The organism is [Clostridium] symbiosum ATCC 14940, assembly GCF_000466485.1.
In the GTDB taxonomy this organism is placed as follows: domain Bacteria; phylum Bacillota; class Clostridia; order Lachnospirales; family Lachnospiraceae; genus Otoolea; species Otoolea symbiosa.
On sequence record NZ_KE992844.1, the window covers coordinates 1 to 13,965 of the forward strand.

General features: G+C 49.5%; 9 protein-coding genes. All 9 read left to right on the top strand.

The features are described 5' to 3' along the window. The first annotated feature begins 196 nt into the window (after positions 1-196). The gene (locus CLOSYM_RS04900; protein ID WP_044902143.1) at positions 197-2,497 is read left to right on the top strand and encodes a L,D-transpeptidase family protein; all 2,301 of its coding nucleotides are present in this window, start codon (positions 197-199) and stop codon (positions 2,495-2,497) included. A gap of 101 nt (positions 2,498-2,598) precedes the next feature. Then, a complete protein-coding gene (locus CLOSYM_RS04905; protein ID WP_021641196.1) occupies positions 2,599-4,098 on the top strand; it encodes a hypothetical protein in 1,500 nt (499 codons plus the stop codon). Positions 4,099-4,223: 125 nt separating this feature from the next. Then, positions 4,224-4,490, top strand: a complete 267-nt coding sequence (gene rpsO / locus CLOSYM_RS04910) for a 30S ribosomal protein S15 (protein WP_003498590.1) — start codon at positions 4,224-4,226, stop codon at positions 4,488-4,490. Between the two features lie 202 nt (positions 4,491-4,692). Then, positions 4,693-6,816, top strand: a complete 2,124-nt coding sequence (locus CLOSYM_RS04915; RefSeq protein ID WP_003498588.1) for a polyribonucleotide nucleotidyltransferase — start codon at positions 4,693-4,695, stop codon at positions 6,814-6,816. A gap of 179 nt (positions 6,817-6,995) precedes the next feature. Beyond that, positions 6,996-7,667 carry a heme ABC exporter ATP-binding protein CcmA gene (gene ccmA, locus CLOSYM_RS04920; RefSeq protein ID WP_021641199.1) on the top strand — a complete coding sequence of 224 codons (672 nt, stop codon included), beginning with the start codon at positions 6,996-6,998 and terminating at the stop codon, positions 7,665-7,667. 119 nt (positions 7,668-7,786) lie between these two features. Beyond that, positions 7,787-9,661: a zinc-ribbon domain-containing protein gene (locus tag CLOSYM_RS04925; protein ID WP_021641200.1), complete on the top strand. Its 1,875-nt coding sequence runs from the start codon at positions 7,787-7,789 to the stop codon at positions 9,659-9,661. Between the two features lie 18 nt (positions 9,662-9,679). Beyond that, positions 9,680-10,873: an ABC transporter permease gene (locus CLOSYM_RS04930; RefSeq protein ID WP_003498582.1), complete on the top strand. Its 1,194-nt coding sequence runs from the start codon at positions 9,680-9,682 to the stop codon at positions 10,871-10,873. Next, positions 10,866-11,933 (top strand): ABC transporter permease, encoded by a 1,068-nt coding sequence (locus CLOSYM_RS04935; protein ID WP_003507943.1) that lies wholly within the window; start codon positions 10,866-10,868, stop codon positions 11,931-11,933. Before CLOSYM_RS04930 ends, CLOSYM_RS04935 begins: the two co-directional genes overlap by 8 nt. Positions 11,934-12,550: 617 nt before the next feature. Beyond that, positions 12,551-13,921 (top strand): magnesium transporter, encoded by a 1,371-nt coding sequence (mgtE, locus tag CLOSYM_RS04940; RefSeq protein ID WP_003498579.1) that lies wholly within the window; start codon positions 12,551-12,553, stop codon positions 13,919-13,921. Positions 13,922-13,965 lie beyond the last annotated feature (44 nt).

Below are 13,965 nucleotides of genomic sequence, written 5' to 3' on the forward strand. Positions count from 1 at the left end.
GCCGGGTGTATCGGCCCCGTCCGCTGGCCTGCGGACGCTGATTGTCTCCAACCTCAGTTAAATCTCCATACTGCTTAATAAAAAGGTAAACTTTCGTAAGTTGACTTACCCCGAAATGTTCTATACAATTAGACAATGGCTGACACCGTCAAAAATTTCAGAAATGGTAAAGAAGCAGAGAGGGAGAAAAGGTCAGATGGCAGATATTAAGAAGACCGCGGATGGCGTGGACAATGACAGCCCATACAGGGCTTTGGAGGCTGACGCGGCACAGATGAAAATAGAAGAAGCCCAGGGAGAGCTGGAGCCGGGGGAGGCTATGACGGAGTGTGAGATGGAAGTCGAAGCCGATATGCTGCTCCAGGCAGCTCTGGAAGAGAAACTGAAGGCTGAGGCAAGGCTGGAGGCAGCCCTGGAAGAGAAACGGGCGGCTGAGGCAAAGCTCCAGGCGGCTCTGGATGAGAAGCGGGAGGCTGAAGCAAGATTGGAAGGCGCCGCTGTTATCAGGCCGGAGGCTGCTGCTTCGGAGCCGGAGCATGGCGCGCCGGAGCGCAAGATGGCCGGTCAGGAACGGGAGCTTCACGAACCTGAGCCGGAGATTGATAAGCTGGAGCCGGTTTGGGAAAACAGTGCTGCAAACGGCAGTGACAGCGGCGAGACATACCGGGAGGAGCGCGCCGGAAGAGGCCGGAGCCGCGCCAGAAGAAGCAGAAAGAAAAATGCGGGGCAGGGAATAGAGATGCCGGAGGGAGTCCATGATTCCCAAAACAATCATGAAAAGACGGCGTTCCCCGCAGGACAGACGGAAGCTGCGGCAGCTCTGCAGGAAGGCAGGGGCAATAAGAACCAAAAAGGCAAAAAGGCGGCTATTATTGCAGCCTGCGTTCTGGCAGCCGTTATTGTGGCCGGTGGAGGAGCTTACGCAGCCATGGCACAGAAATACAAGAAGGTATTTTTCCCGAATACAATCATCAACGGTATGAACGCTTCGGGGCGTACGGTGGCTGAAGTCAAAGAGATGATTGCAGGCGGTATCGAGAATTACGTCCTGACAATCGAAGAGCGGGAGGGAGGACAGGAGCAGCTCACAGGTGAGGATATTAAGCTTAAGGCCAAATTCGACGGCACGCTGGAGCAGATTGTCACAACCCAGAATCCGTATGCATGGCTGAGCTACCAGCTTAATCCGGCCGAATATACAATCGGCACAATGATTGAATACGATGAGGAAGCTTTTACAGATGCAGTGAAGGGGCTTAAATGCATGGATACGGCTCTGATGAAGGAGCCGGTAAATGCCGGTATTTCCGATTATGTTCCGGGCCAGGGCTACCATATTGTACCTGAAACTGCGGGAACATATGTAAGTGAAGACGTCTTAAGAAGCAGCATTACAGATGCCGTCATGAATTTGAAAGATACACTGTCGCTGGAAGAAGCAGGAGCGTATAAGCAGCCGGAGATTACACAGGATGATGCAGCCCTGAAGGAGCGTCTCGACACCATGAACCGGTATGTCTCCACAACGGTTACATATAAATTCGGAGATAAGTCGGAGGTTTTAAATGGCGACAGGACACATGAGTGGCTGGTAACGGATGAATCCGGCGGCGTATCAATCGATACGGCGCGGGCGGCCGGATATGTGGAGGAGCTTGCCGCTGCCTACAATACTTCCAACAAGGCAAAGAATTTTAAAACCTCCTATGGGCAGACAATCCAGGTAAAGGGAGGCACTTACGGCTGGAAGATAAATCAGAAGGAGGAGACGGCTGAGCTGATCGCCATACTCAAGTCCGGCCAGAGCCAGGAGAGGGAACCGGTATATTCCCAGAAGGCGGCAAGCCATGGGGAGAACGATTACGGAGATACCTACGTGGAGATCAATTTGACGGCCCAGCATCTGTTCTTCTATAAAAACGGAAGCCTGGTGGTGGAATCAGATTTTGTGTCAGGCAACCTCTCAAAGGGCTGGGGAACTCCTGCCGGAACATATCCGCTTACCTATAAGCAGAGAAATGCCGTATTGAAAGGAGAAGGTTACAGAACTCCGGTTGACTACTGGATGCCGTTTAACGGCGGAATTGGTATGCACGATGCAACGTGGAGAAGTTCCTTTGGCGGAACGATTTATAAAACGGGCGGTTCTCACGGCTGCATCAATCTGCCCCACAGTGTGGCAAAGAAAATTTATGAAAATATTCAGGCCGGAATGCCTGTAATCTGTTACAACCTGGCTGGAACGGAGAAGGGAACCTCTGCAACACCACCGCCGGCTCAGGTCCCGGCCGAGGTGCCGACACAGGCTCCGGCCGAGGTGCCGACGCAGGCCCCGGCCGAGGTGCCGACGCAGGCTCCGGCCGAGATTCCGACGCAGGCCCCGGCCGTGCCTGAGACACAGGCTCCGGCTCCGCCTGAGACGACAGCCCCGGCAGGCCCCGGTTCTGATACGGGGCATGGTGGAGGCGCCTCTGGCCCAGGCTCCGAAATCAGATAGAATACGGATTTAACGGCTGCGGTTTCCGCTGAAAGAGAGGGCTGTGAACCGCAGTCACTTCACACAATATAATTACTATAAGATAAAGAAGGTCAGAAGATATGGAAAATAAAAAATACAGAGTGGCTGCGGCGCTGATAACTGCCGCAGTGCTGACAGCCGTTTCAGGCTGCAGCAGTCTGGGAACTTCAGGAGGGGCGCAGACGGAGGCCGAAAGCACTGCAGCAGGAAACAGCCGGCCTGAAGCAGAAAAGCATCAGGAAGCGGCCCAAGTGCCGGAAGAGAAGAGGAAACTTCTGGAAACCATGACGGCAGCGATTGAAAGCCAGTTTCCTCAGGAGACTTTTACCGATATACCGATAGATGAGACAGAGGAGGCCGTTTCCAAATTCAAGGAAAGCTACGCATTATCCGGCAGAAGATCATCATCGGGCAAAGAATATATAGCCGGCGTGAGCCTCAGGGATGAAAACCCGCTGGAGGGAATGAGCTGCCGGAGTGACGGGAAACCTTCGGAGTATGTCACCAGCCAGTTTGCAGACGGCCGTTTTATTCTGATGGAGAAAGCAGGCGGGGAAGGCGGCGGTTTTTCTGAGCTGTATGACATACTACAGACGGGAGAGAGCGGACTTTCATATATGCTGGATGTGGCACAGCGCCAAAATACCCTCGTTATGCCGGAAGAAACACCGTTTGTACGTGTATATATGGTAAAAGGGACGGTTCCCGCCGCGGAATATATTCCATTGACACAGGAGGAATATACCGTCATAAAGGAAGGAAAACCTGCAGAAATGCAGGACGGTACTGCGGGAACGCTGCTGCTGTGCGAACGGAAAGAGGATGTGCAGAAGCTGTGGACTGATTCGGCCCCGGCCGTTACGGAAGAGACACTCCGTCTGGCGCAGGAACGCTGCGGATACAGCGCAGACGCGCTGAGTCAGGAGCCTGTAGTCAAGGCATCTATGACGCTTCGTGCGCATGGGGAGACGCGGGAAGAAACGCTGGGCAACCGGGAGGATATTGACCGTCTGCAGGAAATTCTCCAGAAAATCACACCGCAAAATGATTTCCTCTCCAGCCCGGCGGGGAGCTATGACGGGACTATTACGCTTACCGGACAGGATAATACTGTGCAGACACTGCATATCGGACTGCAGGGAGGAGCCTGTGTTCTGGGGACATCATGGTTCGGCATGCTGCCGGAAGATGATGCCGCAGAAGTCTTAAAGCTGTTCAGCACGATAGACGGCTGGAACCGGTACGGCGGTGAAATTTCGATCCGGATTGATGATGCTGCCCATACTGAGGAAGATCAGTCGATTGCCTTTACTTTGGAAAATGGGACGGGAGGTCCTATCGATTATATTCTTTCCCCGATTTTCTATAAAAAAGAGGGCGATTCCTGGGTTATGCTGGAGAGTATTGCCGGATTCTGCGGTGTCAGCGACCGAATGGAGGAAGAAGAAAAGGAATTGTCGGTTCCGTGGAAGGGAGCATTTGAGACAAGGGGAGAAGGACTTTATAAGCTGGAAATTCAGGTAGCCCCGGAGGAAGGACTCCGCTTTGCAGTCTCTGATACATTTGTCGTAAAAAAATAGTTTACATTAAAAAAAGATTGTGCTATACTGAGTCGGTATGAAATACGCCGATGCCCGGTTTTTTGAGGACTCCTGACATAAGCCTGGCACCTGGTGAGAATATTAATTTAAAGGAGGAAATCGCAATGATTTCAAAGGAAAAGAAAGCTGCCATTATCGCAGAATACGGAAGAAAACCTGGAGACACAGGTTCACCGGAAGTTCAGATCGCTATTTTAACAGCAAGAATTACTGAGCTGACAGAGCATTTAAAAGAAAACAAGAAGGATCACCACTCCAGACGCGGACTTTTAAAGATGGTTGGTCAGAGACGTGGACTTCTTGACTACTTAAAGAAGACAGATCTGGAAGGATACCGTACTTTAATTGAAAAGTTAGGCATCAGAAAGTAATAACAAGATTTAGGGTGGAGCAATCCACCCTAGTTGTTTATGGTGGCGGAACGTATGAGGACATACGTTTCTCTGCTTATGTAGAAGATCTAATCCGAGACCGCTGATGTGCATATAAGGGGAATGCCTTGTGTTCAGATCAGTAGTTTCGGTATCTTCTGCAGCACAATGGAAATGATTTATTTTTGAAAGGAGATACGAAATGTATAAGAGTTTTTCAATGGAATTAGGAGGCAGGACACTGACTGTCGATATCGGCAGAGTGGCTGCACAGGCAAATGGTGCGGCGTTTATGCATTATGGAGACACCACGGTTTTATCTACTGCGACAGCATCCGACAAGCCGAGAGACGGAATTGATTTCTTCCCGCTGAGCGTTGAGTTTGAGGAGAAATTATATGCCGTAGGCAAAATCCCGGGAGGTTTTAACAAACGTGAAGGCAAGGCATCCGAGAATGCAGTTCTGACATGCCGTGTAATTGACCGCCCGATGCGCCCTCTTTTCCCTAAGGATTATAGAAATGACGTGACGCTGAACAACCTGGTTCTCTCCGTAGATCCGGACTGCAGCCCTGAATATACGGCCATGCTCGGCGCAGCGATTGCGACCTGCATCTCAGACATCCCCTTTGACGGTCCCTGTGCGACAACACAGATCGGACTGATTGACGGAGAGTTTATTGTAAACCCTACCAACCTGCAGAAGAAGCTTTCTGATTTGGCTCTCACCGTGGCTTCCACAAGAGAGAAGGTAATCATGATAGAAGCAGGAGCCAATGAGGTTCCGGAAGATATCGTGCTTCAGGCGATCTTTAAGGCCCATGACATTAACCAGGAAATTATTAAATTTATCGATACAATTGTAGCTGAGTGCGGCAAGCCAAAGCACACATACGAGAGCTGTGCCGTTCCGGAAGAGCTTTTTGCAGCAATCAAAGAGATTGTTCCTCCGGCAGAGATGGAAGAGGCCGTATTCACGGACGAGAAGCAGAAACGTGAAGAGAATATCAAGGCTATCACAGCCCGTCTTGAAGAGGCGTTTGCAGACAATGAGGAATGGCTTGCAGTACTGGGTGAAGCAGTATACCAGTATCAGAAGAAGACAGTCCGCAAGATGATTCTGAAGGATCATAAGCGTCCCGACGGCCGCGGCGTTACAGAGATCCGCCGTCTGGCAGCAGAGATCGATATGCTTCCGAGAGTTCACGGTTCCGGTATGTTCACACGAGGACAGACCCAGATTTTAAATATCTGTACACTGGCTCCTCTCTCCGAAGCACAGAAGCTCGACGGACTTGATGAAAATGAAAAATCCAAGAGATATATGCACCACTATAACTTCCCGTCCTACTCCGTAGGTGAGACAAGACCGTCCAGAGGACCGGGACGCCGTGAAATCGGCCATGGCGCCCTGGCAGAGAGAGCATTAATTCCGGTACTTCCAAGTGAAGAGGAATTCCCATATGCAATCCGTACCGTGTCTGAGACCATGGAATCCAACGGTTCCACATCACAGGCCAGTATCTGTGCCTCCACTCTGTCCCTGATGGCGGCAGGTGTTCCGATTAAGGCACCGGTAGCAGGTATTTCCTGCGGCCTTGTAACTGGTGATACGGATGACGACTATATTGTTTTAACCGATATCCAGGGCCTTGAAGACTTCTTCGGCGACATGGATTTCAAGGTGGGCGGAACCCATAAGGGTATCACCGCAATTCAGATGGACATCAAGATCCACGGCCTTACAAGACCGATTATCGAGGAGGCAATTGCCAAGACGAGAGAAGCAAGAATTCACATCCTTGACGATGTAATGAAACCAGTTATTGCAGAGCCGAGAAAAGAACTTAGCAAATATGCGCCGAAGATCGAGCAGATTACGATTGATCCGCAGAAGATTGGCGATGTTGTCGGCAAGCAGGGCAAGGTGATCAATAAGATTATTGAGCAGACCGGTGTGAAGATTGACATTGATGATACGGGAACAGTTGCCGTATGCGGTACCGATAAAGAGATGATTGACAAAGCGCTTCATATTATTAAGAGCATTGTCACAGACATCGAGCCGGGCCAGGTTATGACAGGAACCGTCGTACGAATTATGAATTTCGGTGCTTTCGTAGAGCTGGCTCCGAATAAAGACGGTATGGTTCACATTTCCAAGCTGTCCGATAAGAGAGTCGGAAAAGTGGAAGACGTTGTAAACATTGGAGACGAGGTCACTGTAAAGGTGATTGAGGTTGACAAGATGGGAAGAATCAACCTGAGCATGAAGCCAGGTGATCTGAACCCAAAGGCTGAGAAAAAAGAAGATAGAGCGGAATAATCCGCTGAAATAGGGGCTGCTGCAGAACGGATATACGGAAGGTTTTGCAGCAGCCCCTGCTTTCGCAGCACGCTTGTCATCGTTCCTTGCAAAAACAGAACAGACTGCTGCTGTTAGCAGACCGCGTTGTTCAGCGGGCTGTCGATAGTAACAACAGACTTGATATGGGAGAATAATTTATGCTGGAAGTAAAGGGAATTTCGAAACATTATAAAAATAAGCAGATACTGAATGGCATTACTTTTGCCGCGGGGCCGGGACAGTGTGTCGGGATCGCGGGCGGCAACGGCTGCGGTAAAACGACGCTTCTTTCTATTCTGGCCGGTGTAAACAGGCCGGACAGGGGAAGCATCTGCTTTGATGGAGTGGAGGCAGTGGGAAACAGAAAGGTATTTGAGAGAAATGCCGCCTATGTGCCTCAGGAAAATCCTCTGATACCGGAGCTGACGGCCCGTGATAATTACAAGCTGTGGTTTAAGGGAGATAAAGCGGAGCTGGAACGGGATCTGGAAGAAGGTGTTGGAAAATTCCTGGGGCTTACGGAATTTCTCGGGACACCGGCAGGAAAATTGTCGGGCGGGCAGAAAAAAAGACTCAGCATCGCATCGGCCCTTTCGAACCAGGCTTCCCTTCTGATTATGGATGAACCGGGAGCCGCTCTTGATCTGGAAGCCAAAGAAGAGATTCTTACGTATATCAGAAATTATCTGAAGAATGGGGGAACGGTGATTCTTACTTCCCACGAGACGCAGGAACTGTCCATCTGCACGCAGCTTTTTGTTATGAAAAAGGGTCTGCTCATGCCGGTGACGGAGAAACTGTCGGCTGCGGAGCTGGTTTTACTTTTTTAAATCTTAAGATTATAGACAAAATCTTACAATATCTGTATTAATGATGGTTCTTTCACAAAGATATGTTATACTAAATGCGTTAATTATTTGCATAAATTTGATAATGGAGGAAAAAGGATATGAAATGCCCGCATTGCAATCAAGAAATCAATGATGAAAGCCAAATTTGTACATATTGTGGAAAATCATTGAACGAAGTACCGGACGGCCAGTCTCAGACGGAGAATCAGGAGCATTCTTCCGATACAGAGGCAGACAGCCAGGCAACAGCAGAGCCGGCGGCTGAAGAGAATATAGTGGCGCCGGAAGCAGGAGCTGAGGTTACGGAAGCAGTAGCTGCAAAAGAAACTACGGAGCCGGCAGGCGAACCGGCAGAACCGGCAGGCGAAGCGCCGAAAGGAAAGAAGAAATGGGTAATACCCGCAGCGATTGCAGCAGTCGTTGCCATCGCGGCCGGAGCATTTGCCATGACAAGCGCAAAGGATCCGAAGGATGCCGTAATTGGAGCATTTAAGAGCATTGTAGCTGAGGGACAGACAAACCCGGCGGAAGAAATTTTCGGAGTCAGCGCCATGACGGATAAGCTGAATAAAGAGTCCAGCGAGATGAATATGGAACTGACGGTGGAAGGTTCCTCCGACGAAACACTCAGCCAGCTTGTATCAGGCAAGATAGGCATGTCCGCCTTAAATGACATTGACAACAAAAAGATGAGTTTTGTGATGGGTGTCGGCTATGCAGATATGAACCTTGCCAACTTTGAATTCTATCTGGATGAAAAAGAACTGGTCATGGCGATTCCGGAACTGTCATCAAAGGCGTTCTCAATGAATTATGCCGATGATCTGGAAGGTCAGGTTAAGAATTCACCGTATCTGGGACAGATTCTCCAGGACAGCGGAATGGATCTCACAGGCCTGAACAGCTACCTTGAAAAGTGCAACGAACTGGCGGCAGGCGGAGAGCAGTTTTTCGACCTGGAAGAACTGTGGAAACGTTATAAAGAAGGCAGCAAGGCTATTGACGATCTGAAAGCGGCCATGACCGTGGAGAAAGCGGAAAAGAAGAGCTTTACTATTGACGGCAAAGAAGTAAGCTGCGACGGATACCATACGACTATCACAAAAGATGCCCTGATTCAGTTTGCGACAACAACCAAAGAATTCTTCCTGAGTGACGAGAAGCTGAAAAAAGATTTTATCGAATATATGGATTTGATGAACGAACTTCAGGGAACCATGGTAATGATGGCAAATCCATATGCCCAGACCGGAGAAGAGATGCAGCAGGAGCTGTGGAAAGAAGCTGAAACGCAGCTTGATGCGGTAATTGAAGAATTAAAAGATTCCATGGGTGATCTGACGATGGACGTATACGTAAGGAAGGACGGCAAAATGGCCGGCTTCGATTACGAGACAACTGCTGTGATCGCAGAAGAAAATATCAAGCTCTACGGTAATGTCGCATTTGCCGGAGGCTACAGCATGATGTCCAACGTGAAAGCAGTTTTAAATGTTGAGTCTGCTGACGGCGAAGTAGTGACGGCTTCTGTCGATAAGACTGGTACCTACGAGAAAGACAAAACATGGGCCGGGACTCTGAGAGGAACAATCGGAAACGGAACGGATTCTTACAGCTTCGTTTATACCGGTGATTATAACGCAGAGAGCAAGGATTACAATCTTTCCCTCGATCTCTTAAGCGGGGAAGAGAGCCAGTTTACCATCAGCTCAAGCGGTATGTTTACCGATCTTGTAAAAGGAGAATCCTTTAACCTTGAGATGACCTCCCTTAAGATGGAAACACCTCTGATTACCGGAGAGAACGAGTACCTTGAACTGTCCGGCAAATATCTTGCCGGTCCGCTGAATCAGACAGTGGAAGCGCCGGAAGGTGACAGATTAGATCTTCTTGCCGCTACGGAAGAAGATTATAATAATGTATATACTGAAATTATGGGTAATGCATTCAGTCTGATGATGAAATTCTATTGATGAGATAAAGGGATCTGTATGCGTACATTCTTGACATATTTTAAACTTGAACTAAAAAGGACGTTAAAAAGTATCCCATATTTTCTTGCAGGAGCAATTGTGCTGGTGTTACTGGCTGGCACAATTGCTTTTTCTGCAAGTAAGATGCTTTATGGAGACAAAGCGCTTGGGAAAATTATTGTAGGTGTGGTAGTGCCTGAGAATGACAGGCTGTCGGAGATGGCTATGAATATGGTGGCTTCTCTGGACAGCGTGGGGAGTCTGTGCGAATTTACCTATACGGATAAGGAGGAGGGGACGAAACTGCTGGAGCGCGGAGAGATATTTGCTCTGATGGAGCTTCCGCCGGGTCTTCTGGAGGGAATCATCGACGGCAGCAATATCCCCGTCACAATCACATTTCCTGAAAATTCAGGACTGGAAGCCGCAGTGTTTAAGGAACTGACACAAGCCGGAACCTCGATTCTCGGGACAGCCCAGGCAGCCATCTACAGCACCGACGATTATCTGATAGGACATCAGATGCAAAGCTCAATCAGGCAGGCAGAGAAAGATTTGAATACGGTATTCATGCGTTATGCCCTGTCACGAGAAGCTTATTTCAGAACAGAGAAGGTCAGTGCGTCAGGCGACGTGACGACAGCCGTATTCTATGGGATATCGGCTGTCGTCATGATTCTGCTGCTTCTTGGAATCCCTGCGGCCCCTATCGTGCGCCCCTATAAAATTGTGGTGGAGCAAAAGCTTGCCCTCTGCGGAATCGGAAGAGTAAAAAGAACAGCCGTGAGGACGGCTGCGCTCACCACGCTGCTGCTTCTGGCTTCCGCTGTTCCGCTTGCCTGTTTTATCAGTAAAGGTTATTTTGACAGTGCGTTTACTGCGGTGGCAGGCTGGCTGCTTGTATGCATGGCGGCGGCAGGCTGGATTTTGTTTATCTACGAGCTTTGCGGCAATACGACGGCGGCAATCCTGCTTTTATTTGTTTCCACGATAGTGATGCTTTTTATATCGGGCGGAATCATACCGGCTGTATTTCTGCCGGAGGCAGTTACCGGGCTTGGAAAATGGATGCCGGCAGCTTTTCTGATGGATGCGGTAAAATGGATGATAAAAGGCGGAACTGCACTGCCTGTGTTGAAACTTGTCTTAATGGAAGGAATTGTGTTTGCTTTATCGGCAGTTTTGAGAAGGAAGGAATATGATTATGGATAAAATTGTTTTATGGTTCTTCCTCTCCTGCAAAAGGCAGCTTAAAAAACCGTTTTTTTTGATTCTTCTTCTGATTCTCCCGGCGGGTGTCTGGATGTTCCACAAGGCGGAAGAAGAAAGTTCAGGAAAAATTTCCATTGCACTTTATATGGACGGCGATGAATGGAATGAGAAGGTAGCGGAGACACTGTCAGAAGGAGAACATTCATTTGAATTCTATCAGTGTGAAACGCTTCAGGAGCTTCAGGATGACGTTGCAGGAGAAAAGGCGGAATGCGGGTATTATTTTCCTGCCGGTTTCAGGGAACTGCTTAAGGAGGGCGGATACCGGCGCTCGGTAAAGCTGTATGTCTCTCCTTCAACTGTAGCGGACAAGCTTTCCTCCGAAGTTGTGTTTGCCGGTTTCTTTCAGGTATTCGGCAGAGAACTTCTTGAGGAATACACCCGGACCGGGCAGCCTTTTGAGGAGGCCAGGGCAGGTGGACGGACCGGCATGGAGCCGGAACAAATCTGGGAAGAGCTGGAGCCTCTTTATGATCAGTATCTGGAAAACGGAAGTACTTTTGCCTTTGAATACAGGACTATGGGGGCGGGAGTACTGAAAAAGGATTCGGTGACGGCCGTATTCCCGGTCAGAGGCATCTGCGCCGTATTCATCTTTGTCATGGGACTTGCCGCCGCCGTAACGGCCGGTGAGGATGAATCGAGAGGACTTTATTGTGCAGTAACGGCGGGCAGAAAGAGAAGCTATCTGCTTGCACAGCTTGCGGCGCCTGTTCTTTTGTCCTGCGTTTCCGCTTTTATCTGCCTTACCATTTCCGGTAACCTCCGGGGGATTGGGAGGGAGTGGGCGGCGCTGCTTGTATACGGCCTGATGACACTGCTTTTTTCTTATATTCTGCTTATGACGGTAAGAAGTCCTCTGGTGATTTCGGGGCTGATTCCCTTCTTTATACTGGGAAGCCTGATCATCTGCCCCGTGTTTGCCGATTTATCGGTTTTTGTACCGGTTCTCGGGGTATTGCGGCGGTTTTTCCTGCCTTATTATTACCTGATTATGTAGAGATGGAATTGAGAATGGAGGACGCGTCCGGAACGGACCGGGTCCGGTGTGGTGAGATTGGTTTTTCTGAGTCTTCCGTCCCCGGTTCAGGTTTTCGCCGGGGACGGAAGACTCAAGGCGAAGATTTTCGCACCGGCCCCGGCCTGTTTCCGGACGCTGATGTCTCCAGTTTCAATGGCGGAGGGGACCTTGTCGCTGCCCCAGCTCACAACAATCCTCCCCCGGAACAAAAGACTCATAAAACCACCCCGCCACCCCGTCCGCTGGCTGTCCCGGCGGCGTCCTCACCTGCTTAATTAAATCCCCATCATACAAAGATTTTACAGGAAAAAATGTTGCTATTTTTCAGTTAAATCTATATAATGAGAAAGGACATTGGTTAGTGTAAAAATTTCGTTATAAAATGGAAAGGAGTGAACACAATGGAAGGCCGAAGTCACAAGACGGAATCAGATGGCAGCCACCCTGAACCGAAGGCAGAGCGTACTTCGATTTTTTGTTGTGTGCACTGCCGTTCTTAAGCAGCGGTGAAGGGCGCGCCCAGGCGTGCGTTTCGTCGCAAGGTTGTTTTTTCTGTTTCCAAAATATATAAAAAGAAATTTTGGAAGGGGAAGATCATGTTGGATGAAGAGATCAAAATTGAAGATAAGATAGAAGAATTGCTGAGGATGACTGCCGATAAGAGGTACAGGGAGCTGAAGCTCCAGCTGGTGGAGATGAATGAGGTGGATATCGCTTCCTTCATTGAGGAGCTGGACTCGGAGAAGACGGTGGTTGTCTTCAGGATGATGCCCAAGGAACTGGCGACAGAAGTTTTCGCCTGTCTGCCCGTTGAAAAGCAGCAGCATATTATTACAAGTATTACAGACTATGAGCTTCGCAGCATCATTGACGATCTGTATGTGGATGATGCGGTGGATATGCTGGAGGAACTTCCGGCCAGCATTGTGAAGCGTGTGCTTCAGAATTCAAGTCCCGACACCAGAAAGCTGATTAACCAGTTTTTGAACTATCCGGAGAACAGCGCCGGAAGCGTTATGACGGCAGAATATGTCGGGCTTAAAAAGCAGATGACTGTGGAAGAGGCATTTGCCTATATAAGGAAATACGGTGTGGATAAGGAAACGATCTATACCTGCTATGTAATGGATGAAAAGAGAAGGCTGGAGGGTGTTGTCACGGTAAAGGACCTGCTGATGAATCCCTATGATACGGTGCTGGGAGACATTATGGATGTCCATGTGATTAAGGCCTACACGACGGAGGATAGGGAGGAAGTTGTAGATACGTTCAACGAGTACAGCCTGCTCAGCCTTCCGGTGGTGGATAAGGAAAACCGTCTGGTGGGAATTATCACGGTTGACGACGTGATGGATGTCATGGAACAGGAGGCCACCGAGGATTTCGAGAAGATGGCCGCCATGCTCCCGAGTGAGAAGCCGTATCTTAAAACGAGCGTATTTCAATTGGCGAAGAACCGTCTTCCCTGGCTGATGATCCTGATGGTCAGCAGCATGGTAACCGGAGGAATCCTCCTGAAATACGAAAATGCGTTTGCCGCCATTCCGCTGCTGGTTACGTTTGTTCCCATGCTGATGGATACGGGCGGAAATTCCGGCAGCCAGGCCAGCACGATGATTATCCGCGGTATGGCGGTCGGTGAAGTCGAACCGTCCGATATTATGAAGGTGGTATGGAAGGAACTGCGGGTGGGGGTGCTCTGCGGCGTGGGCCTGGCCCTTGTCAATTTCATTCGTCTGATGCTCCAGTATCCCGGCCAGCTTATGATCTGCCTGACGGTTGTCATGAGTATATTCTTTACGGTAATTATTGCAAAAACGATAGGCTGTACTCTGCCGATTTTGGCGAAAGTCATCCATCTGGATCCGGCTATCATGGCGGCTCCGATGATTACCACAATCGTGGATGCATGCAGCCTGATGATTTATTTCCAGCTGGCCTGCCGGTTGCTGGGGTTGTTAGGTTAGCGGGAGATTTGATTGAGCAGATGAGGACGCCGCCGGTACGGCCG

Excerpts from the sequence above, each read along its gene's own strand:
- CLOSYM_RS04900 (WP_044902143.1), top strand. The coding sequence starts at position 197 with ATGGCAGATATTAAGAAGACCGCGGATGGCGTGGACAATGACAGCCCA.
- CLOSYM_RS04905 (WP_021641196.1), top strand. The coding sequence starts at position 2,599 with ATGGAAAATAAAAAATACAGAGTGGCTGCGGCGCTGATAACTGCCGCA.
- rpsO (WP_003498590.1), top strand. The coding sequence starts at position 4,224 with ATGATTTCAAAGGAAAAGAAAGCTGCCATTATCGCAGAATACGGAAGA.
- CLOSYM_RS04915 (WP_003498588.1), top strand. The coding sequence starts at position 4,693 with ATGTATAAGAGTTTTTCAATGGAATTAGGAGGCAGGACACTGACTGTC.
- ccmA (WP_021641199.1), top strand. The coding sequence starts at position 6,996 with ATGCTGGAAGTAAAGGGAATTTCGAAACATTATAAAAATAAGCAGATA.
- CLOSYM_RS04925 (WP_021641200.1), top strand. The coding sequence starts at position 7,787 with ATGAAATGCCCGCATTGCAATCAAGAAATCAATGATGAAAGCCAAATT.
- CLOSYM_RS04930 (WP_003498582.1), top strand. The coding sequence starts at position 9,680 with ATGCGTACATTCTTGACATATTTTAAACTTGAACTAAAAAGGACGTTA.
- CLOSYM_RS04935 (WP_003507943.1), top strand. The coding sequence starts at position 10,866 with ATGGATAAAATTGTTTTATGGTTCTTCCTCTCCTGCAAAAGGCAGCTT.
- mgtE (WP_003498579.1), top strand. The coding sequence starts at position 12,551 with ATGTTGGATGAAGAGATCAAAATTGAAGATAAGATAGAAGAATTGCTG.